The organism is Actinomadura atramentaria DSM 43919, from assembly GCF_000381885.1.
Lineage (GTDB): Bacteria > Actinomycetota > Actinomycetes > Streptosporangiales > Streptosporangiaceae > Spirillospora > Spirillospora atramentaria.
Genome location: NZ_KB907209.1, coordinates 586,433 through 605,960, shown reverse-complemented (window position 1 = coordinate 605,960; position 19,528 = coordinate 586,433). Strand labels below are relative to the sequence as shown.

Here is a 19,528-nt window from a genome sequence, read left to right as displayed (position 1 = left end):
CGAGCTGTCCAGTGGGGATTTGCTTGGTATGAGAGCGATCAGCTATGGCGAGTACGGCGGGCCGGACGTTCTGCGGCTCGTGGAGCGCGACGTGCCCGAGCCGGGCGAGGGCGAGGTCCGCGTGCGGATCGCCGTCTCCGGCGTCAACCCGACGGACTGGAAGCGGCGCGAGAACGGCGACCGCCTCGAGGGCGAGACCGTTCCGCACCACGACGGCGCGGGCGTGGTGGACGCGGTCGGGCCGGGCGTGACGGAGCCGCGGGTCGGCGACCGCGTCTGGACGCTGCTCGCCGCCTACCACCGCGCCGACGCGGGCACCGCGCAGGAGTTCACGGTGCTGCCGGTGAACCGCGTCGGCAAGCTGCCCGACGGGGTGGACTGGGACACCGGCGCGTCCCTGGGCGTCCCCGCGCTGACGGCGCACCGCGCGCTGACCGTCGCGGAGGGCGGCCCGGCCGAGCTGGCGCCGGGCGCGCTGGACGGCGTGACGGTGCTGGTGCCGGGCGGCGCGGGCGCGGTCGGCCACGCCGCGATCCAGCTCGCGCGCTGGGCGGGCGCGACGGTGATCGCGACGGTCAGCGGCGAGCGCAAGGCGAAGCTGGCGACGGCGGCGGGCGCGCACCACACGGTCGCGTACACGCGGCCGGACGCGGCCGACGCCATCCGTCGAATCGCGCCCGAGGGTGTGGACATCGTCGTCGAGGTCGCCGCCGCCGCGAACACGGCCCTGAACACGGCCGTCCTCGCCCAGGGCGGGACGGTCGCGGTGTACGGGAACGACCGCGGCGAGGGCAGCGTCCCCGTGGACTTCGGGACGAGCATCTGGCTCAACGCGCGCTACCAGTTCCTGGTGCTCTACACCGTCCGCGAGGAAGCGCTGGCCAGCGGCGTCCGCGCGGTCAACGCGGCGCTGGCCGACGGCGCGCTGCCCGTGGGCGAGGACGCCGGGCTCCCGCTCCACCGGTTCCCGCTGGCGGACACGGCCGACGCGCAGCGCGCCGTCCAGGACGGGGCGGTCGGCAAGGTCCTCGTGGACCTGTGACCGAGCGGCCGGGCCGCGCGGAAGGCGGCCCGGCCGACTTTCGTCAGAGTTCCGACGCGACCCCGTGCTCCAGCACGCGCAGCTCGGTCCCGTCCGGCCCGAGCCCGCGGAACAGGTTGTAGTGCAGGGTCTGGTGGACGTCCGCGAGCCCCGCCTGGTGGATCGGCACGGCCACGTCCGGCCGTACCGCGCGCAGGTAGTCGATGCCCTCGGCGGCCTTCATCCACGGCCCGCCCGCCGGGACGAGCAGCACCCCCACCGCGTCGGGCGGCGCGGCGAGCGCGTCGCCGGGGTGGTACACCGCGCCGTCGATCACGTAGCCGTTGTTGACGAGTCCGGGCAGGTCCGGGTGGATGACGGCGTGCTGGCCGCCGACGACGCGGACGGCCGCCGCGCCGAGGTCGAGCTTGTCGCCGTCGCTCGCGACCCGGTGGTCCAGCCCGGCCTCGGCGAGCTTCGCCCCCGTCCCGGCGTCCGCGACGAGCCGCGCGCCCGGGTTGGCGGCGAGCAGCGCGGGCAGCCGGTCGAGGTCGGCGTGGTCGGGGTGCTCGTGGGTGATGAGGACGGCGTCGAGTCCGGTGACGTCCTCGAACCCGGTCGCGTACGTGCCGGGGTCCAGGAGCACGCGCCCGCCGCCGTCGGTCTCCACGAGCACGCAGGCATGGCCGAAGTGGGTGATCTTCATCTGGCTCCTCCACATGGGCATCGGGATATGCGCCCACCTCGAACGTTAGCGCCGCCGATCAAGCGCGGGCGTCGCCCGGCGGGTGCTCGGCGAACCACTGCGCGATGCCGGGCATGTGCTGCTCGAATCCGCCCGGAGCGGAGATGTTGAGGACCCCGGCGCGCTCCGAGCCGCGGTTCTCGAAATCGTGCGTCGTGCCGCCCGGCACCAGGACGAACGACCCGGCCGCCGCCTCGATCCATGCGCCGTCCACCAGCACCGTCATGGTGCCGGCGAGGACGTAGAACACGTCGTCCTCGGGATGCGAATGCGCGCCCGGACCCTTGGTGTGCGGTTCGAGCCACCATTCCGAGATCGAATACCGCTGCCCGGTCTCCGCGCCGTCGGCCTTGAAGACTGCCGATATACGCCCCATCGGATAAGCCCGTCCCTCGCCCGGCCGCAACACGACCGGCCGCCGCGCATCACCCATCGCCGCACCTCCACCGCCACACTACCCACGCGCGGGCGTCATTCGCGGTCGGTGAGGCGGACGAGCATTTTCCCGGTGTTCGCGCCGCGCAGCATTCCGAGGAACGCGTCCACCGCGTTGCCGATCCCGTCCACGACCGTTTCGGAATAGCGCAGCGAGCCGTCCGCGAGCCAGCCCGCGGCGAGCCGCGCGTATTCGGGCGCGAGGTCGCGGTGGTAGCCGACGATGAATCCGCGCAGCGTGAGGCGCTTGCCGACGGCGAGGAAAAGGTTGTCCGGGCCGGGCGGCGGCTCGGCCTCGTTGTACGCGGAAACGGCGCCGCACAGCGCGATGCGACCGTCCGGGTTCATCGCTGCGAGCGCGGCGCGCAGGTGGTCGCCGCCGACGTTGTCGAAATACACGTCGACGCCTTCCGGCGCGGCCGTCGCGAGTTGGCCCTCGATGTCCCCGAGCCGGTAGTCGATCGCGGCGTCGTAGCCGAATTCCTCCACGAGCCGCCGCGTCTTCACCGGCCCGCCCGCCGAGCCGACGACCTTGGCCGCGCCGAGATGCCGCGCGACGCGTCCGGCGATGATCCCGACCGCCCCGGCCGCGCCCGAGATGAACACGACGTCACCTTCTTCGACGGGAGCGATGCGGACGAGCCCGGCATAGGCCGTGAGCCCGACCATCCCGAGCGCGCCCAGGTACGTCCGCGCCGGGGCGAGCCCGGTGTCCACCACCTGTGCGGACGTTTCCGGCACGATCGCGACCTCGCGCCACCCGCGCGAGTGCAGCACGGTCGCGCCGACCGGGATGTTCGCGGCGTTCGACGCGACGACCTCCCCGACCGCCCCGCCCTCCATCGGCTCCCCGAGCCGGTACGGCGGCACGTACGACTTCACGTCGTTCATGCGCCCGCGCATGTACGGGTCCACCGACATCCACGTGTTGCGCACGAGGATCTCCCCTGATCCGGGCTCCCCCACCGGTACCTCGACGAGCTCGAAGTCGGACGGGACGGGCTCCCCGACCGGACGGGCAACAAGACGGACTTCACGCGTGGTCTCGGACACTGGACGTCCTCCCAACTCTCCCGCGAGACGCGGGTCACACCGATAAGACAAAGCTTGCCTGATGTCTCATTCCATGTAAGCGTCTGCTTATGAACGTTCGCGCCATGATCGACGACGCCTACTGGGCGATGCTCGCCGCCGCCCACCTGCCCGGCGAGCAGTACACCGAACCCGTCGGCGACCCCGGATACTTCGGCCCGGACTCCGCCATCTGGTACGTCCACGGCGACGTCTCCGGCGTGCTCGGCGGCGTCTCCGGTCTCCTGCTCGGCACGCTCAACGAACCCGTCACGCACGGCACGAACCAGCACTCGAACTACCTCCAGGACCCGATCAAGCGGCTCGGCTTCACCGCCAGCTTCGTCATGGGCGTGACGTACGGGTCCACCCCCGTCGCGGACAAACTCACCGGAACCATCCGCGCCATGCACAAACGCGTCCACGGCACCATGCCGGACGGCCGCCCCTACTCGGCCACCGAGTCCGCCGACATCATCTGGACCGGCGTCACGCAGGCGTACTCCGCCGCGCGCGCCCACGTCCGCTACCACCCCAGGCCGCTGCGGGGGCGCGACCTGGACCGCTACTTCGCCGACTACGCCGTGATCTCCGAGAAGCTGGGCGCGACCGGCGTCCCGAAATCCCGCGCGGACGTCGAGGACTACTTCGCGATGATGCGGCCGCGCCTCACCGTCAGCGAGGAAACACTGGAAGCGATCCGTTTCCTGCGCGGCGCGTACGGCGACGACGCCGGGACGCGGCTCGGCAGCCTCGTCCTCAGCCGCGCCGCCACCGACCTCCTCCCCGATTTCGCCAAGAAACTGCTCGGCTTCACGCCGCGCACCCCGGTCGGCCCGATCGCCGCGCGGTCGGCCGGCACGGCGATCGTCCGGACGCTCCGGTACGGCGTGCGCTGGCGGAACATCGAGGAAGCGCACGCGCGCGTCGGCGCGCCGTACGTCCCGCCCACGGCGCTGTGACGCCGGGGGAACGCTGAATTGACCGCGACGGCCCGCGCGCCGCGCCCGGATTTCCCTACACTGACCGCATGGGCGACCTTCCGGTCTATGACGCCGTCCTGCTGCCCCCGGCGGACGTGAACACGCGGTCGGCGGAACTCAGCGCGCGGCTTTCCGGCACGGCGGAGACGGAATTCGTCCTCCGCACGGACGGGCCGTTCCCGCACCTTTCCCTCTACATGGCCAATTTCCCGGCCGAAAGGCTCGGCGCGGTCCTGGCCGAACTGCGGGCGATCGGCGCGGCGACGCCGCCGGTCGTCCTGGCGGGCGACCGTTTCGCGGGCAACGAGCACGGCATGTTCGAGATCTTCTACCGGAAGACCGACGCCGTGACGCGGCTCCAGCACGCCGTTCTCGCGCGCCTCGATCCGCTGCGCACCGGCCTGCGCCGCCGCGACCCGGTCGGACGCGTCATCGCCGACCACCGCCGCACCGCCCCGCCCGTCGCCGCCGCCAATCTCGACCGGTACGGCTACGACGAGATCGGCGAACTGTTCCGTCCGCACATCACCGTGACGCGGTTCCGCGACCCGGCGCTGGCCCCGGCGGACGCGCCGCCGCCGGAGTCGTTCAGCGCCGTCTTCCCCGCGCTCGCGCTGTGCGTCATGGGCGAGCACGGCACCTGCACGGAGATCGTGGAGGCGTTCGACCTCACCGCGTCGGACGCCGGATGCCCGGTCGCCTGATCAAACGGCGACGTTGCAAAGGATGCTACTTTGCAAAGCCGAGGCACGCCGCCCGGCGGCTGAGGCGTTCGCGGAAGGATTGATGGTTCATGGCTCGTGGGTTCGGTGACACGGCTCAGGATCGGCGGGTGCGCGTCCAGGGCGTGCCCGTCGACTCCTTCCCGGAGCTGGCACCGGAGGTCGGCCGGGGCGAGGCGCGCCGGATCACCGTCGTCGGCGAGGACATCCTGCGCCGCCGCCTCCGCGAGGTGACCGAGTTCGGCACGCCGGAGCTGGCGAAGCTGATCGACGACATGTTCGCCACGAACCAGATCGCGGACGGCGCGGGCCTCGCCGCCAACCAGGTCGACGTGGACCTCCAGCTCTTCGTCTGGGACGTCACCGACGAATGGGGCGTCCGCCACGTCGGCCACATCGCGAACCCCGTCCTGGACGAGGTCCCGACGGGCGAACGCCGGCTCATCAAGGAGAACGAGGGCTGCCTTTCCGTCCCCGGCCCTTATAGGACGGTCCCGCGCCTCGACCACGCCGTCGTCCGCGGTTTCGACAAGGACGGGAATCCGCTCGTCATCGAGGGCCGCGGCTATTTCGCCCGCTGCCTCCAGCACGAGACCGACCACCTGCACGGCCGCCTTTACCTGGACCGCCTCTCCAACCGCGAGCGCAAGTCCGCGCTCCGCGAAATGGAGACCGCCCAGGACGAGGTCTTCGCCCGCCGCGCCGCCAACGCCGCCCGCCTCGGCAAATAACCCGCCCTCCCCGAACACGGCCGGACGCCCACCCGGCCCTCACACGCCGCGACCGACCCATCACTCGCCCGGCCGTTCTGCAGCGAACCTCCCAGGGTTTCCGCACGACCGGAGGTTCGCTGCAAAACGCGCCTCAGCACCCCGGCTTGACCCCAGCGGGACCTGCGGCTTTACCCTGGGGTCCTCATCCACCCTGCGAGGGTTCGCAACCGTGTTCGGGTTCGATCCGTACATGACGCAGAACATCAGGTCCTCATCCACCCTGCGAGGGTTCGCAACGTGGTGAAGCGGAGCCGGGCGTCGCGGTCCTCGAAGTCGTCCTCATCCACCCTGCGAGGGTTCGCAACCGCGCCGGTACGGCGAGACGCTGGCGTGGCGGTCCGGGTCCTCATCCACCCTGCGAGGGTTCGCAACACATTGCTGAGTTCGGCGGCGGATCGCGCGAGGCGGGTCCTCATCCGACCTGAGAGAGTTCGCGACGTCGATGGCCGATTGAATCGGGAGTGGAAGCGCCGCAGGCCGAAAGGGATCAATCGAGGTCGAGCACCTTCCGGAGAACCGCCGCGAACTCGGCCGGGTGACTGCTGAGACCGGTGTGACCTCCGGGGAATTGGACGAGTTCCGTGCCGAACCGTTCGGCCAGGAAAGCGGCGGGCCGGTACGGCAATTCCCCGCGCGAATCCACGCCGCCTGCGAGAACGAGCTGCCCCGACAACGCCGCCAACCGGTCGACGTCCGGCGTATACGCCATGAAGCTCGGCACGATGCGGCCGAGGAAGTAGGGCATGTTCGCCATCGTCCGCTGAGCGCGCGCCGCGGCCTGCGGCGGCAGTTCCGCGGGGAGTTCGGGAGCCTCGTCGCCGGGCCGCCGCAGCCCCGCCGCGAACTCCATGACGGCGGGCATCAGGCCGTCCCGCCGGAACGTCTCCTGCACGCGGGCGAGCAGCGCCCGGTGCTCGGCGGCGTCCGGCAGCACCTCCACGACCGGCGGTTCGTGCGCCACGACGCGCCGCACCCGGTCGGGCCGGGCGGTGAGCAGGTGCAGCGCGACGATCGCGCCCGAACTGCATCCGACGACGTCGGCGGGCGCGTCCGGCGACAGCAGGTCGATCAGCCGGGCCGCGTCGTCGGCGTGCCGGGCGACGTCCTGCGCGGCGTCCGGATCGTCCAGCGGGCTGCGGGACATGCCGCGCGGGTCGTAGGACGCGACCGTGCGGCCGTCCGCCAGCGCGTCCGCGATGCCGTCGTAGGACGCGGCGTCGCCCGCGCCGCCGGGGATCAGCAGCAGGAGCGGGCCGCCGCCGCGCGTCTCGTAGTGCAGCGTCGCGCCGTCCACGCGCAGGTTTCCGGTGATCATGAGTCGTCTCCTTCGCGGGGGGCGGGCCAGTGCTCCAGGAGGACGTGCAGCGCGTCGATGCAGCGGGACCACGAGTCCTCGGCCGGGCGCGCGTGCGCGAATCCGCCCGCGGCCTCCAGGCTGACGAAGCCGTGGAGCGTGCTGCGGACGAGCCGGACGGCGTCGGTCAGATCGGGCTCGGCCAGCGCGTAGGCGCGCAGCATACTGTACGTCAGCTCGACCGCGCGCCTCGGCCCGGCCGCGCGCGCGGCGAGTTCCGGGTCGATCCGCGTCGGGACCTGCGTCGCGGTGTACCGGCCGGGGTGGGCGTGCGCGTACGCGCGCCAGGCGTCCGCGAACGCGGCGAGCGCGTCTTTCCCGGACCGTCCGGCGGTGGCCTCGGCGATCCGGATGGTCTTCTCGTCGGCCGCCATCAGCGCGATGCGTCCGCGCAGGTCCTCCAGGCCGCGGACGTGCGCGTACAGGCTGGCGTCCTTCACGCCGAGCCGCCGCGCGACGGCCGACATGGTGACGTGGTCGAGCCCGACCTCGTCCGCCAGTTCGGCGCCCGCGAGCGTGACCCGGTCCGCCGTCAAACCGGCCCGTACCATCCGTCCTCCTAGGGCTATTAGATTTTGCCTAATATCCCTAGGCTAGCGCGTCACGCGCCCGCTTTGGACCGGGCCACCGCGTCGGCCTTGATGTCCTCGAACTGCGCGCCCATCCGCTCCGCGAGCGCCTCGGCGGCGCGCAGCGGGCGGACCATCACCTTGAAGTCGAGGATCTTGCCGTCGTCGTCGCAGGTCAGGAAGTCGCAGCCGTTGATCTCCAGGCCGTTCACGGTGGCCTCGAACTCGTAGGCGTGGTGCGGGCCGTCGTGGATCTCGCGGACGTAGCGGAAGTCCTCGAAGACGCGGACGACTCCGGCGAGGATCGCGGCCGTCATCGCCCGGCCCTGGTACGGGCGGAACGCGACGGGGCTGGTGAACACGACGTCGTCGGCGAGCATCGCCTCGATCGCGTCGATGTCCCCGGCGAGCACGGCATCGGTGAAGGTCGTCACGGTGATCCCCTAGTCAACTTGTTGAGTATCCGGAGACCGATCGTAGGTCCGCCGTCCGACACCCGTCTAGGGGCGATTAATCAACTATGCGAATACTCCGCACGCACGGCTAGGGTGGCGGGCATGGCGCTGCGGAACGCGATCCTCGCGATGCTGCTGGAGGGCGAGTCGTCGGGATACGACCTGGCCAAGGTGTTCGACGCGTCCGTGGCGAACTTCTGGACGGCGACCCCGCAGCAGCTCTACCGCGAGCTGGACCGGATGGAGGCGCAGGGCCTGGTCCAGGCCCGCGTCGTGCGACAGGAACGCCGCCCCAACAAGCGCCTCTTCTCACTGACCGAAACGGGCCGCGCCGAACTGACCGCCTTCACCGCCCGAACCCCCCGCCCGACCGCCATCCGCGACGAGCTGCTGGTACAGGTGCAGTCGCTGGAATCCGGCGACGCGGAGTCGATCCGCGCCGCCGTCCAAGAGAAGCAGGCCGTCGCCGAACGGAAACTCAAGCACTACGAACGCACCCGTGCCCATCTGCTAGCGGGCCGGACCGAGGCGGACTACCTGACCAAAGCCGACCGCGTCGGCCCATACCTGACGCTGACCCGGGGCATCGCCTTCGAGCAGGAGAACATCCGCTGGTGCGAATACGTTCTTGAAGTGCTCGAAGCCCGCACGCGATCGGCTGCCCCGCGTACTTGACGAAGGGCAGCCGACTTGCGGTTCAGGCCAGGTCGTGAGTGCCCGTGTGGACGGCGTTGATCAGCGCTCCGAACGCCAGTTGGTTAACGATGATTTTGGGGCCGTCAAGGTCCTTGGAGTCGCGCACGGCCACCGCAGAACGGACGGCTGCGACTTCGACGCAGTCCCCACCGTACTGGTCGGAGCGGCTGCTCTTACGCCACCGAATACCGGACAGATCAAGCATGATCCTCGCCCTCCACTTGATGGATGAATTCGGTGAACGCCGAACGGTTCACCACGAGCTTGGGACCATCGGGGTCCTTGGAGTCGCGCATGGCCACCGCAGCGGCGACGGCGGCGACTTCCACACACTCCCCGCCATGCTCATCGCTTCGGCTGCTCTTGCGCCACAAAACACCCGACAGATCAAGCATACTTCTGGCCTCTCACTTGGCTGATCAACGCCCGCGACTGCTCTACAGGCAGCGCGTGGCTTCGTACCGAGTCATACCGTATGACATGGCGCGCCACCTGGACGGCATCTTGGATCAGCAGCCCCATACCCGATGACTCGGTGTATACGATCGTCCTTCCATCCTCAGTTCCCAGGACTATAAGCATTCCACCGACGCCTGGGTAGAAGCCCACGGAAGACGGAATTATTTCGATAGAAACATTGGGATGCTCGGACATTTCGAGAAGATAGTCGAGCTGGCGTCCCATGATCTCAGCGTTTCCGACAACCCGATGCAACACACTCTCGTCGATCATAAAGTTGGCGTGCGTGCGATCGAGGACCGCGCGACGCTGCATCCGGTCGCGGACGAGATGGTCGACCATGTCCATCGACTGATATGCGCCGATGATCGTCCGGGCGTAGTCCTCGATCTGGAGTAGTCCGGTGACCAGCACCGGACTCATGTTCTTGATGTAGAGCGCCTGCGTCTCATACCTGCAGTATTCCGGGAAGCCCGGCGGCACGACGGAGTAGTGCCGCGTCTCCTGGATGCGTTCCCACAGCCTGTGGAAGATGCCATCGGTCTTGAAGTACGTGTCGAGCGCGTCGGCGAACTCCTCTGACGGCAGGTTCTTGCAGTTCTCGACCTGGCCGACGTAGGACTCGCCGAACCCGAGGATCTTGGCGAGTTCGTTCTTCTTGAGTTCGGCCTTCTCCCGTCGCCACGTCAACTCCTTGGCGAACGTGACGATGGCGGGCGCGTCGTACGGTTCGGGCATGGCGGGCATCGCGACTCCGGGGAGGTGCGTCCGATCGGCCGATGCGGTCGATCAGGGCGGCGCTGCGTCCAGCGGGTGTTCGTCTGCCTCCCGAGAGTAAGGGAACCGGCGCGGCCGGGCGCGTCGATCCGGAACACGCGACCGCCGCGCTCCGCGTCCGGACGGTCCCGCACCCGGCGCCGCCGACGTCCGCCCTCGTCGGCGCGGGCGGTGTACCTGACCCGCCGGTGCAGTTGATCAAGGCCGTGGTGTGCCGCTGGTCGTGTCCGGCCGCTTCCCGAGCGTGACCGGGGCTGTGAGGGTTGGGACCACTCCGGCGGACGAAAGGCGGGACTCCGCGCGTCCCGTCCTGAACGCCGCCGGGGCACCGGAGACACGAGCAGCCCCGGCGCGCCGGGGCACGACCGGACGAGGAGGTCCGGCTGTGGGCCACGCACTGGATCGGCCGCCGCGGACGAACGCGCGGGCCGACCGCGCCGACCGAGCCGCCGCCGCGCGGATGGAACGCGAGAACCCCGGCTGGCTGGTGTGGTGGGGCCCGTGGTCCCAGCGCTTCTGGGCGGTCCCGGCATGGCCGTCCGCCCCGACCCTGGACGCACCGACCGCCCACGCTCTGACCGCCGCAATGCGCGTCCACACCCCGCACGGCCCGGCGGCGACCCGATGACCGCCGAAGTCCCGACAACGAGAACGCCCGCCCGAGCGACCGGCATAGCCCGCGACCTGACAAGCGTCCCAGCCGCAGCAGGAATAGCCCGAGACCACACCGCGAGAGCACTGGCGTCCTGGAACCTGCCGAACCTGATCAGCGACGCCGAACTGATCGTCACAGAACTCTTCACCAACGCAATGCAAGCTTGCAGCCCAGCAGAAACCGTCCGCCTCTACCTCGGCCGAACAACAACAACCATCGTCCTGGCGATCTGGGACGCCAGCCCCAAAACCCCCACCTGCCGCACCACAAGAATCAACCCACAATCCCTAGACCTCACACCGCGAAACTTCGACGCCAATGGCGGCTGGGGCCTCCCAATAGTCGCAGCCCTGACCACCCGCCAGTGGATCCACCCCACAACCCCGCGAGGCAAATGGGTCTGCGCAGAACTCCCCACCCGCTAACCCCCAAAGCCGCCCGTCCCAGGAGCCGGAGGGGACCCCTGGGAAGGGCACCGACCCTGTGCCCGCCTCCAGCGCCCGAGACCTCACAGGCCGGGAACGACGATCTCCAACCGCGAAGGCTCGTCGAGAGCATCGGCGAAAATGCGCAGCCGAAAGCTGATCGCCCCAACGTGAACGGTGATGCGGTTCCAGTTCCCGACATCCCGCACGGCCAGCTCGCCGTGCGCGGACGTGAACTCCCCCTCGTAGTAGGCGACGGGAAGTGAAACGTCCGCGCTCTCCGTGACGACACGAACAGACGTCAGTCCCTCGACCGCATGCCGGACCACCAGCACAAGGTGGCCCGGCGAGGACACGACAACCGGCCCGTCCCCCATGTCCGGCGGCTCGCCCCCGAACCCGGTCGAGGGGTCCTCAACGAACAGCACCCCGTTCCCGGCGAGCACTTCCAACACCGCAAGCGTTCCCATGTCCATCCCTCGACGGCACACGAAGAACAAAAGACCCGGGTCTGGAAAACATCCCCGACCTGGGTCTTCATCATGGAGAGCGGGCGACGGGAATCGAACCCGCGTAGCCAGTTTGGAAGACTGGGGCTCTACCATTGAGCTACGCCCGCGTGCGATCGGCCCGAAGGGGATCGCCTTCCGTAGGGTACAGGGTTTCGGGCGGGTTCGCGTTGGGGTGGGTGGGGGGTCAGGTCGTTAGGGCTTTGGCCAGGTGGGTTGGGGCGGAGAGCATCGGCCAGTGGCTGGTGGGGAGTTCGGTGAAGGTCCAGCCGGGGGTGGCTAGGGCTGTGAAGGCTGGGGCTCCGGTGGCGGTCATCTTGTGGACGGCCGCTAGGGGGATCGTTGTGGCGATCATCGTGCGGGGGGTTGTCGGGAGTGCGGCCGGGCGGTGTAGGGGGTCGGTGGCTGTGCGGGCCGGTTGGGGGGTTGCTCGGGTGCGGAGTTGGGACAGGGCTTCTTCGGTCAGGTCCGTCAGGGCTTGCGGGTCGGTGGTCGGGTCGAAGGGTGGGGGTGGGAGGACGGAGCCGTCGCCGATCTTCGCCAGGGTTTCCGCGCGCTTTTCGGGGTCCAGGAAGTCGATCTGTGCCCAGCCGGACGGTAGGGGTGCTGTGTCCACGTAGATGATGCGTTCCACGCGGTCGGGGGCTTGGTCGGCCGCACCGGTCACGGGCATGTTCGCGCCGCTGTGGGCTACCAGGACGACCTTGCGCGCGGCCGTTGCGTCGATCGCTGCCAGGACGTCCTCGATGTGCGTGTCGAGGGTGATGTCGGGCGATGCCTCGGAAGCGCGGTCTGCGACGCCCGTCAGGGTGATGGGGTGCGCTGCGTGGCCTGACGCGCGTAGGGCATCTGCTACGCGGTCCCAGGCCCATGCGCCCAGCCAGAAGCCGGGCACCAGTACGTATGTCGCCATGCTTGAAGCCTTCCTGGGTGGAGTTCGTCTGAACCGTACGGTTGAATCCGGGCAGTGTCCGTCCGGATTAGGGAGTGGCGTGTGTCACCTGCGGCGCGGGTTCTGGCGATGCTGGAGCTGCTCCAGGCGCGGCCCGGCCTGACGGGCGTCGAGCTGGCGGACCGCCTCGGGGTGGACGAGCGGACCGTCCGCCGTTACGCGGCGCGGCTCGGTGAGCTGGGTGTGCCCGTCGCCGCCGGGCGCGGGCGGTACGGCGGGTACCGGTTGACGCCCGGCTACCGGCTGCCGCCGCTGATGCTGAGCGACGCGGAGGCCGTCGCGGTCGTGCTCGGCCTGGTCGCGGGGCGGCGCGCGGGGCTGCCGGGCGACGCGGTGGAGAGCGCGCTCGCGAAGGTCGAGCGGGTCTTGCCGGACGCGGTGCGCGACCGCGTCCGGGCGCTGCGGGACGTCCTCGGCTTCACCGCGGCCGCGCGGGACGGGGACGCGCCGCGCACCGGCGTCCTGCTCGCGCTGGCGGCGGCGTGCGAGGCGGGCCGGCGCGTCCGGATCGCCTACCGCGACCGGACGGGCGCGGCTACCGAACGGGACGTCGACCCGCACGGCATCGTCCTGCACGGCGGCCGCTGGTACGTCACCGGGCACGACCACCGCAGCGGGGAGCGCCGCACGTTCCGCGTCGACCGGGTCGTGTCCGCCGAGACGACCGGACCCGCGACGACGACGCCGCCCGCCGACCCGGTCGCGGCCGTCGCGGACGCGCTCGCCGCCGTCCCGTACGCGCACGACGTCGAGGTCCTGCTGCACTCAGACGCCGAAGCGGTGAGGCGCCGCGTCCCGCCGACCGTCGCGACGCTGCGCCCGACGCCGGACGGCACCCTGCTGAACCTGAGCACGAACCGCCTCGACGGGGCCGCCTTCCTGCTGGCGAGCCTGGGCGTCCCGTTCACCGTCCGCCGCCCGGACGCGCTGCGCGACGCCGTCCGCGCGGTCGCCGCGACGCTGCGCGAGTCCGCCGAGCGGTAACGGCGGAAAAGCACGCGCTGCCGGGCCGCGCCCGCCTGATAGGCTCCGCGACGATGCGGCCGGTTCACGAACCCGCCGACGGGCTGTAGCGCAGCTTGGCAGCGCGCCGCGTTTGGGTCGCGGAGGCCGGGAGTTCGAATCTCCCCAGCCCGACCGTCGCCGCGGCGTCCGCCCGACCGGACGCCCGGCCCGTCCCTCCCCTCGCGGTGACGAACATGTCCCGCGTCAACTCGCGCCCACCGGGGAAAGAGCAAGATCATCTACGGTGGGGGTGGTCGATGGTGCGTAGGACGATCGCGGCGGTGTTCGCCGTCGCGGCGCTGGTCGCGGGCCCGGTGGTCGCGGACGCGGTGGTCGCGGACGCGGGGGCGGCGAGCGCGGGGCCGAAGCGGCGCGCGAAGGTCAGGGTGGCGGTCGATCCGGGGACGGTCCGGCTCGTCCCGGGCGCGACGGCGCCCGTCTCGGTCGAGGTCGACTTCGGGACGTGCGTGCGGGACGCGCTCGTCGAGATCGAGGCGGCCGAGGGCGAGGGCTACGACTTCGCCGACGTCGGGGAAGCGGTCGAGGGCCGGGCGCGGGTGTCGTTCGCGCTGGACGACGTCGAGCTGCGCGGCCGCTGGACGGTCACCGCGACCGGCACCGCGTGCGCGACCGGGCGCGCGCTGGCGCGCAAGAAGGCGTTCGAGGTCAAGCGCGACACGAAGGTGGACGGCTTCGCGGCCGAGCCCGGGGACGCGGGCGTCGCGGTGTCGGGGACGCTGACGCGGATGGACCCGTGGACGCGCGGCTACGTCCCATACGCCAGGGCGAAGGTGCGCATCGAGTCCCGGACGGGCGACGCGGGGGCGTGGACGACGCGCGACACCGTCGAAACGGACGCCCAGGGCCGCTTCTCGGCGAACGTCGCGGCGGACGGCGCCGACGCCTGGCGGGCCGTGTTCGCGGGCACCCGGCACCACGCGGACGCGGTCGGCGAGCCGCCCGACGCCGCGCTGCTCTGACTGTGCTGCTCTGACCGTGCTGCTCTGACGCGTCAGCCCGCCGCCCAGCGCGGCCCGGCGCAGCGCGCGACCAGGGCCTCGATCTCGGCGGCGGGCGTGTCGAACTCGTCGAGGTGGGCGACGACGACCCAGCGCGACCGGCCGTCGTCGGTGGGCTGGTCCAGGTAGGGGCGGCCGACCGAGCTGCGGTGCCGGGGCGGCGGGACGCCGGGCGCGGTCCGCACGGCGAGCGCCGTCGCGGTTCCGGCGGGCTGCGTCCGCACGCCGACGATCTGCTCCCACGGGTAGTGGACGGACTGGTGCCCGTACCGGACGGCGATCCCCTGCCGCCCGACGTGCAGGTCGTTCGGCGCGGACGCGACGACGGACGCGCGCCGCATCTCCAGCGCCGCGAACGGGACGGCCAGCAGCAGGCCCAGCCCGAACAGCACGAACACGACCGTCGCGTGGGCGAGGAACGCGACGACGGTGAGCACCGCGAGGAGCGCGAGCAGGACGGCGTACTCGGCCGTCCGGGACCGGTACGCGCCGGGGTCGCCCGCGTACCGCACCCAGTCCGGCGCGTCGGCGGGCGGCGGCACCGACGACGGGGGCGGCGGCGCGGCGGGCGCGGTCGCCATGCGCCGGTCCACCATCGTCTGGACCGGCTCGGGCAGCCAGCCGTGCGCGTCGCCCACCGCGAACGCGCGGACGAGGTCGGCGGGCGCGGGCCGCGCCGCCGGGTCCTTGGCGAGGCAGTCCGCGACGACGGGGCGCAGCGCGTCCGGCATTCCCGTCAGATCGGGCTCCTGGTGGACGACGCGGTACACCAGCGCGTGCGCGGGCCCTTCGCCGAACGGCTTGACGCCCGCCGCGTGGCACAGCACGACGCCGAACGCGAACACGTCCACGGCGGGCCCGGTGTCGCCGCCGGTGGCCTGCTCGGGGGCCATGAACCCGGCGGTGCCCGCGACGACGCCGGTCCGCGTCATCGCGGTGGCGTCGAGCGCGCGGGCGATGCCGAAGTCGATGACGCGCGGCCCGTCGTCGGCGAGCAGGATGTTGGACGGCTTGAGGTCGCGGTGGACGAGCCCCGCCGTGTGGACGGCCGCGAGCGCCTCGGCGAGCCCGGCGGCCAGGACGCGCAGCGACGCCTCGGGCAGCGCGCCGTGCTCGTGGATGGCGTCCGCGAGCGACGGCCCGGGGACGTAGGCGGTGACGAGCCACGGCGGGTCGCCGTCCGGGTCGGCGTCCACGACGGGCGCGGTGTGGAACCCGCCGACGCGCCGCGCGGCCTCCACCTCGGTGCGGAAGCGGCGGCGGAACTCGGGGTCGGCGGCCAGCTCGGGCCGGATCACCTTGACGGCGACGGGCCGGCCGCCCGGGGAGACGCCGAGGTAGACGTCGCCCATGCCGCCGCGGCCGAGGCGGCCGGTGATGCGGTGGCCGCCGACGCCGCGCGGGTCGGTCGGGGCGAGGACGTCCACGGACCCTCCGGAATGATCGGGGATTGCCCCCTTTTTGTACCGAGTGTCAGTGCGGGCGCGCCACCCGTTCGCGCGTCCGGAGGAAAGCCCGCAGGTAGGGGGCGGTGCGGCCGGCCGGGGATTCCGCGACGGCGGCGGGCGGGCCCGCTGCGACGACCGTGCCGCCGTCCGTACCGCCGCCGGGGCCGAGATCCACGACGTGGTCGGCGGTGGCGACGGCGGCCATGTCGTGGAGGGCGGCGACGACGGTCGCGCCGCCGTCCACGAGCGCGTGCAGCCGGTCCATGAGCAGGTCGGCGTCGGCGGGGTGCAGGCCGGTCGTCGGCTCGTCCAGCAGGTAGAGGGTGTCGTCGCGGCGGGCGCGCTGGAGTTCGGACGCGAGCTTGACGCGCTGCGCCTCGCCGCCGGACAGCTCCGTCGCGGGCTGGCCGAGCCGCAGGTAGCCGAGGCCGACGTCGCGCAGCGCGCGCAGCGAGCGCGCGGCGGCGGGCACGTCGGCGAGGACGTCGACCGCGTCGTCGACGGTGAGGGCGAGAACGTCCGCGATGCTGCGGCCGTTCCAGCGGACTTCGAGCGTCTCCGGGTTGTAGCGCGCGCCGTGGCACACCGGGCACGGCGCGTACGTGGACGGCAGGAACAGCAGCTCGACCGACACGTACCCCTCGCCCTGGCAGTGGGGGCAGCGGCCGCCCTCGACGTTGAACGAGAACCGGCCCGGCCCGTAGCCGCGCTCGCGCGCCTCGGGCGTGGCGGCGAAGACCTTGCGGACGGCGTCGAACAGGCCCGTGTAGGTGGCGAGGTTGGAGCGGGGCGTGCGGCCGATCGGGCGCTGGTCGACGCGGACGATCCGGGCGACGGCGTCGGTCTCGGCCAGGACGTCGAGGAGCGTGGACTTCCCCGAGCCCGAGACGCCGGTGATCGCCGTGAACGCGCCGAGCGGCACGTCGGCGTCGAGGCCGCGCAGGTTATGGCGGGTGACGTCCCGCAATCGGAGCTGCCCGCGCGGGTCGCGGGGTGTCCGTACGGCCTGTTTCACCTCACCGAACAGGTAGGGGCGCGTCACCGATTCGGCGATGTCGGCCAGCCCGTCCACCGGGCCGCTGTAGAGGACGCGGCCGCCGCCCGCGCCCGCGCCCGGACCGACGTCCACGATCCAGTCGGCGCGGCGGACGACGTCGAGGTCGTGCTCCACGAAGAACACGCTGTTCCCCGCCGCGCGCAGCCCGGCGAGCACGCCGATCAGGGCCTCGGTGTCGGCGGGGTGGAGTCCGGCGGACGGCTCGTCCAGCACGTAGACGACGCCGAACAGCCCCGAGCGGAGCTGGGTGGCGATCCGGAGCCGTTGGAGTTCGCCCGCCGACAGCGTCGGGGCGGAGCGGTCGGTGCTGAGGTAGCCGAGGCCGAGGTCCACCAGCGGTTCGATGCGCGAGACCAGGTCGCGGGTGAGCGCCCCGGCGGGGCCGTCGCCGCCGGTGAACGGGCGCAGGACGGCGGCGAGCGCGGTGAGCGGGAGCGCGGCCAGGTCCGCGATGGAACGTTCCGCGAAGGTGACGGCGAGCGCGTCCGGCCGCAGCCGCCGACCGCCGCAGACCGGGCACGTCCGCGCCTCCAGGAACGACGCCGCCTTCGCACGCCGCGCTTCGCTCTTGGAATCGGCGTACGCGTGGAGCACCAGGCGCTTCGCGCTGGAGTACGTCCCCTTGTACGGCCGCTGCACCCGGTGCGCCTCCCGGACGGGATGGACCGTGACAACGGGCTGCTCGTCGGTGAACAGTATCCATTCGCGCTGGTCGCGCGGCAGGTCCCGCCACGGGCGGTCGATGTCGTAGCCGAGCGCGTCGAGGATGTCGCGCAGGTTCTTGCCCTGCCACGCGCCGGGCCACGACGCGACCGCGCCGTCCCGGATGCTCAGCGACGGGTCCGGGACCAGCGAATCCTCCGTCACCTCGTGGACCTCGCCCAGCCCGTGGCAGCGCGGGCACGCCCCCGCCGGGGTGTTCGGCGAGAACGCGTCGGAGTCCAGCCGCTCCGCGCCCGGCGGGTACTCCCCCGCCCGCGACAGCAGCATCCGCAGCGAGTTCGACAGCGTCGTGACCGTCCCCACCGACGAGCGCGCGGACGGCGTCGAGCGGCGCTGCTGCAGCGCGACCGCCGGGGGCAGCCCGGTGATCTCGTCCACGTGCGGCGTCCCGGCCTGGTGCAGCAGCCGCCGCGCGTACGGCGCGACCGACTCCAAATAACGGCGCTGCGCCTCGGCGTACAGCGTGCCGAACGCCAGGCTGGACTTGCCAGATCCGGACACGCCGGTGAACGCGACGAGCGCGTCGCGCGGGACCGCCGCGTCGACTCCCCGCAGGTTGTTCTCCCGAGCCCCCCGGATTCGGACGAACGGGTCGTCGGACTCCATGATCTGCACCGTACCCAGCGCGGGAAGACGCGAGCCGCCCGCCGGGTTGCAAGGGAACATGACCGTTCCCTTCTCCGTCCTCGACCTCGCGCCCGTCGTGTCCGGGTCCAGCTCCGGGCAGGCGCTGCGCAACACGCTCGACCTCGCCCGCCGGACCGAGGCGCTCGGCTTCCACCGGTACTGGCTGGCCGAGCACCACGCGATGCCGGGCATCGCGAGTTCGGCGACGTCCGTCCTCATCGGGCAGGTCGCCGCCGCCACGACCCGGCTGCGCGTCGGCTCCGGCGGGATCATGCTGCCGAACCACGCGCCGATGGTCGTCGCCGAGCAGTTCGGGACGCTGGAGGCCCTGTACCCCGGCCGCATCGACCTCGGCCTCGGCCGCGCGCCCGGCACCGACCAGGCCACCGCGCGGGCGCTGCGCCGCTCCGCCGAGGCGCTGTCGGCCGACGACTTCCCCGAGCAGGTCGCGGAGCTGCGCGGCTACTTCGCGCCGGACGGCGTCGTCACCCCGGCGGCGGGCAACGGGCCGCCGGTGTGGCTGCTCGGGTCCAGCGGGTACAGCGCGCGGCTCGCGGGGCTGCTCGGGCTGCCGTTCGCGTTCGCGCACCACTTCAGCGCGCAGAACACGCTTCCGGCGCTCGCGCTGTACCGGGAGTCGTTCCGGCCGTCCGAGGTGCTGGACGAGCCGTACGCGATGATCGCCGCGTCCGTCATGGCCGCCGAGGACGACGCGTACGCGCAGGAGATGGCGAAACCGCAGGTCCTGCAGTTCCTGCGGCTCCGGCAGGGGCTCCCCGGGCCGCTCCCGACGCCGGAGGAGGCCGCGTCCACGCCGTACTCGCCGCTGGAGGCCGAGATGATCCGCGCGCGCATCGGCGACCAGATCATCGGCGGGCCCGAGACCGTCCGCAAACGCATGGACGAGCTGCTGGAGCGCACGCGCGTCGACGAGATCATGGTGACGACGTCGGTGTACCACCACGAGGACCGGCTGCGCTCCTACGAGATCCTCGCCGAACTGTACGGCCTCGCCTCCGGCGCGCCGGAGGCCCGGGGATAGCGTGAA

At 71.9% G+C, this 19,528-nt stretch carries 23 protein-coding genes, 2 tRNA genes and 1 CRISPR repeat array; of the genes, 11 read left to right on the top strand and 14 right to left on the bottom strand.

All coding sequences use genetic code 11. The annotated features are described in order from the left end of the window. The first annotated feature begins 28 nt into the window (after window positions 1-28). On the top strand, window positions 29-1,042 hold the full coding sequence (locus G339_RS0106800) for an NADPH:quinone reductase (RefSeq protein WP_026341219.1): 1,014 nt from the start codon (window positions 29-31) through the stop codon (window positions 1,040-1,042). Between the two features lie 43 nt (window positions 1,043-1,085). Here the strand turns inward: G339_RS0106800 and G339_RS0106795 are convergent, their stop codons facing one another. Genes G339_RS0106795 through G339_RS0106785 form a run of 3 tightly spaced genes read right to left on the bottom strand, consistent with a single transcriptional unit; the run spans window position 1,086 to window position 3,254 of the window. After that, window positions 1,086-1,727 carry an MBL fold metallo-hydrolase gene (locus G339_RS0106795; RefSeq protein ID WP_019630319.1) on the bottom strand — a complete coding sequence of 214 codons (642 nt, stop codon included), beginning with the start codon at window positions 1,725-1,727 and terminating at the stop codon, window positions 1,086-1,088. Between the two features lie 58 nt (window positions 1,728-1,785). Continuing rightward, complete coding sequence (locus G339_RS0106790; protein ID WP_026341218.1) at window positions 1,786-2,199, bottom strand: cupin domain-containing protein; 414 nt, start codon at window positions 2,197-2,199, stop codon at window positions 1,786-1,788. A gap of 38 nt (window positions 2,200-2,237) precedes the next feature. Continuing rightward, window positions 2,238-3,254, bottom strand: a complete 1,017-nt coding sequence (locus G339_RS0106785) for an NADP-dependent oxidoreductase (RefSeq protein WP_026341217.1) — start codon at window positions 3,252-3,254, stop codon at window positions 2,238-2,240. Between the two features lie 104 nt (window positions 3,255-3,358). Here G339_RS0106785 and G339_RS32850 point away from each other — a divergent pair, with 104 nt between their 5' ends. The 3 genes from G339_RS32850 to def all read left to right on the top strand — a co-directional run bounded on the left by G339_RS32850 (window position 3,359) and on the right by def (window position 5,708). After that, window positions 3,359-4,234 carry an oxygenase MpaB family protein gene (locus G339_RS32850; protein WP_051107782.1) on the top strand — a complete coding sequence of 292 codons (876 nt, stop codon included), beginning with the start codon at window positions 3,359-3,361 and terminating at the stop codon, window positions 4,232-4,234. A gap of 68 nt (window positions 4,235-4,302) precedes the next feature. After that, window positions 4,303-4,959 (top strand): hypothetical protein, encoded by a 657-nt coding sequence (locus tag G339_RS0106775; RefSeq protein WP_019630316.1) that lies wholly within the window; start codon window positions 4,303-4,305, stop codon window positions 4,957-4,959. Between the two features lie 89 nt (window positions 4,960-5,048). After that, window positions 5,049-5,708, top strand: a complete 660-nt coding sequence (def, locus tag G339_RS0106770; protein ID WP_026341216.1) for a peptide deformylase — start codon at window positions 5,049-5,051, stop codon at window positions 5,706-5,708. A 180-nt stretch (window positions 5,709-5,888) separates the two neighbouring features. Next, window positions 5,889-6,188: direct repeats of the CRISPR family, unit length 30 nt; unit sequence GTCCTCATCCACCCTGCGAGGGTTCGCAAC. A 49-nt stretch (window positions 6,189-6,237) separates the two neighbouring features. Here the strand turns inward: def and G339_RS0106765 are convergent. From G339_RS0106765 to G339_RS0106755, 3 genes are read right to left on the bottom strand one after another with little or no spacing between them, the layout of a single operon-like run. Beyond that, complete coding sequence (locus tag G339_RS0106765; protein ID WP_019630314.1) at window positions 6,238-7,065, bottom strand: alpha/beta fold hydrolase; 828 nt, start codon at window positions 7,063-7,065, stop codon at window positions 6,238-6,240. Then, complete coding sequence (locus G339_RS0106760; RefSeq protein ID WP_026341215.1) at window positions 7,062-7,655, bottom strand: TetR/AcrR family transcriptional regulator; 594 nt, start codon at window positions 7,653-7,655, stop codon at window positions 7,062-7,064. The genes G339_RS0106765 and G339_RS0106760 overlap by 4 nt, the downstream gene beginning before the upstream one ends. Window positions 7,656-7,705: 50 nt before the next feature. Continuing rightward, entirely contained in the window at window positions 7,706-8,107 is a 402-nt protein-coding gene (locus G339_RS0106755; RefSeq protein ID WP_019630312.1) for a nuclear transport factor 2 family protein, read from the bottom strand. Between the two features lie 123 nt (window positions 8,108-8,230). On the opposite strand from G339_RS0106755, the gene G339_RS0106750 reads away from it, so the two are divergent. Then, the gene (locus G339_RS0106750; RefSeq protein WP_019630311.1) at window positions 8,231-8,803 is read left to right on the top strand and encodes a PadR family transcriptional regulator; all 573 of its coding nucleotides are present in this window, start codon (window positions 8,231-8,233) and stop codon (window positions 8,801-8,803) included. A gap of 22 nt (window positions 8,804-8,825) precedes the next feature. Here the strand turns inward: G339_RS0106750 and G339_RS32845 are convergent, their stop codons facing one another. Genes G339_RS32845 through G339_RS0106735 form a run of 3 tightly spaced genes read right to left on the bottom strand, consistent with a single transcriptional unit; the run spans window position 8,826 to window position 10,021 of the window. After that, window positions 8,826-9,029, bottom strand: a complete 204-nt coding sequence (locus tag G339_RS32845) for a DUF397 domain-containing protein (protein ID WP_019630310.1) — start codon at window positions 9,027-9,029, stop codon at window positions 8,826-8,828. After that, complete coding sequence (locus G339_RS37520; RefSeq protein ID WP_026341214.1) at window positions 9,022-9,219, bottom strand: DUF397 domain-containing protein; 198 nt, start codon at window positions 9,217-9,219, stop codon at window positions 9,022-9,024. The genes G339_RS32845 and G339_RS37520 overlap by 8 nt, the downstream gene beginning before the upstream one ends. Beyond that, window positions 9,212-10,021, bottom strand: coding sequence for a helix-turn-helix domain-containing protein (locus G339_RS0106735; RefSeq protein WP_169514713.1), 810 nt, complete (start codon window positions 10,019-10,021; stop codon window positions 9,212-9,214). The genes G339_RS37520 and G339_RS0106735 overlap by 8 nt, the downstream gene beginning before the upstream one ends. Window positions 10,022-10,445: 424 nt before the next feature. On the opposite strand from G339_RS0106735, the gene G339_RS39340 reads away from it, so the two are divergent. After that, window positions 10,446-10,688 carry a hypothetical protein gene (locus G339_RS39340; protein ID WP_019630308.1) on the top strand — a complete coding sequence of 81 codons (243 nt, stop codon included), beginning with the start codon at window positions 10,446-10,448 and terminating at the stop codon, window positions 10,686-10,688. After that, a complete protein-coding gene (locus G339_RS41050) occupies window positions 10,592-11,140 on the top strand; it encodes an ATP-binding protein (RefSeq protein ID WP_157407378.1) in 549 nt (182 codons plus the stop codon). Before G339_RS39340 ends, G339_RS41050 begins: the two co-directional genes overlap by 97 nt. An 83-nt stretch (window positions 11,141-11,223) precedes the next feature. Here G339_RS41050 and G339_RS0106725 read toward each other — a convergent pair whose 3' ends face one another. The 3 genes from G339_RS0106725 to G339_RS0106715 all read right to left on the bottom strand — a co-directional run bounded on the left by G339_RS0106725 (window position 11,224) and on the right by G339_RS0106715 (window position 12,562). Then, on the bottom strand, window positions 11,224-11,616 hold the full coding sequence (locus tag G339_RS0106725; protein WP_019630307.1) for a hypothetical protein: 393 nt from the start codon (window positions 11,614-11,616) through the stop codon (window positions 11,224-11,226). 72 nt (window positions 11,617-11,688) lie between these two features. Next, window positions 11,689-11,759 (bottom strand) — tRNA-Gly (locus G339_RS0106720). A 77-nt stretch (window positions 11,760-11,836) separates the two neighbouring features. Further along, window positions 11,837-12,562, bottom strand: a complete 726-nt coding sequence (locus G339_RS0106715; protein WP_019630306.1) for an alpha/beta fold hydrolase — start codon at window positions 12,560-12,562, stop codon at window positions 11,837-11,839. 81 nt (window positions 12,563-12,643) lie between these two features. Here G339_RS0106715 and G339_RS0106710 point away from each other — a divergent pair, with 81 nt between their 5' ends. From G339_RS0106710 to G339_RS0106700, 3 genes are all read left to right on the top strand, one after another. Further along, window positions 12,644-13,585 carry a helix-turn-helix transcriptional regulator gene (locus tag G339_RS0106710; protein ID WP_240489749.1) on the top strand — a complete coding sequence of 314 codons (942 nt, stop codon included), beginning with the start codon at window positions 12,644-12,646 and terminating at the stop codon, window positions 13,583-13,585. Between the two features lie 79 nt (window positions 13,586-13,664). Beyond that, window positions 13,665-13,738, top strand: a tRNA-Pro gene (locus G339_RS0106705). A gap of 125 nt (window positions 13,739-13,863) precedes the next feature. Next, window positions 13,864-14,586, top strand: coding sequence for a hypothetical protein (locus G339_RS0106700; protein WP_157407377.1), 723 nt, complete (start codon window positions 13,864-13,866; stop codon window positions 14,584-14,586). 32 nt (window positions 14,587-14,618) lie between these two features. Here G339_RS0106700 and G339_RS39335 read toward each other — a convergent pair whose 3' ends face one another. Both G339_RS39335 and G339_RS0106690 read right to left on the bottom strand, forming a co-directional pair. Next, window positions 14,619-16,052 carry a serine/threonine-protein kinase gene (locus tag G339_RS39335; protein WP_051107781.1) on the bottom strand — a complete coding sequence of 478 codons (1,434 nt, stop codon included), beginning with the start codon at window positions 16,050-16,052 and terminating at the stop codon, window positions 14,619-14,621. A 46-nt stretch (window positions 16,053-16,098) separates the two neighbouring features. Beyond that, window positions 16,099-18,459 carry an ATP-binding cassette domain-containing protein gene (locus tag G339_RS0106690; protein WP_026341213.1) on the bottom strand — a complete coding sequence of 787 codons (2,361 nt, stop codon included), beginning with the start codon at window positions 18,457-18,459 and terminating at the stop codon, window positions 16,099-16,101. 58 nt (window positions 18,460-18,517) lie between these two features. Here G339_RS0106690 and G339_RS0106685 point away from each other — a divergent pair, with 58 nt between their 5' ends. Beyond that, window positions 18,518-19,522 carry an LLM class flavin-dependent oxidoreductase gene (locus G339_RS0106685; protein WP_019630302.1) on the top strand — a complete coding sequence of 335 codons (1,005 nt, stop codon included), beginning with the start codon at window positions 18,518-18,520 and terminating at the stop codon, window positions 19,520-19,522. Window positions 19,523-19,528 lie beyond the last annotated feature (6 nt).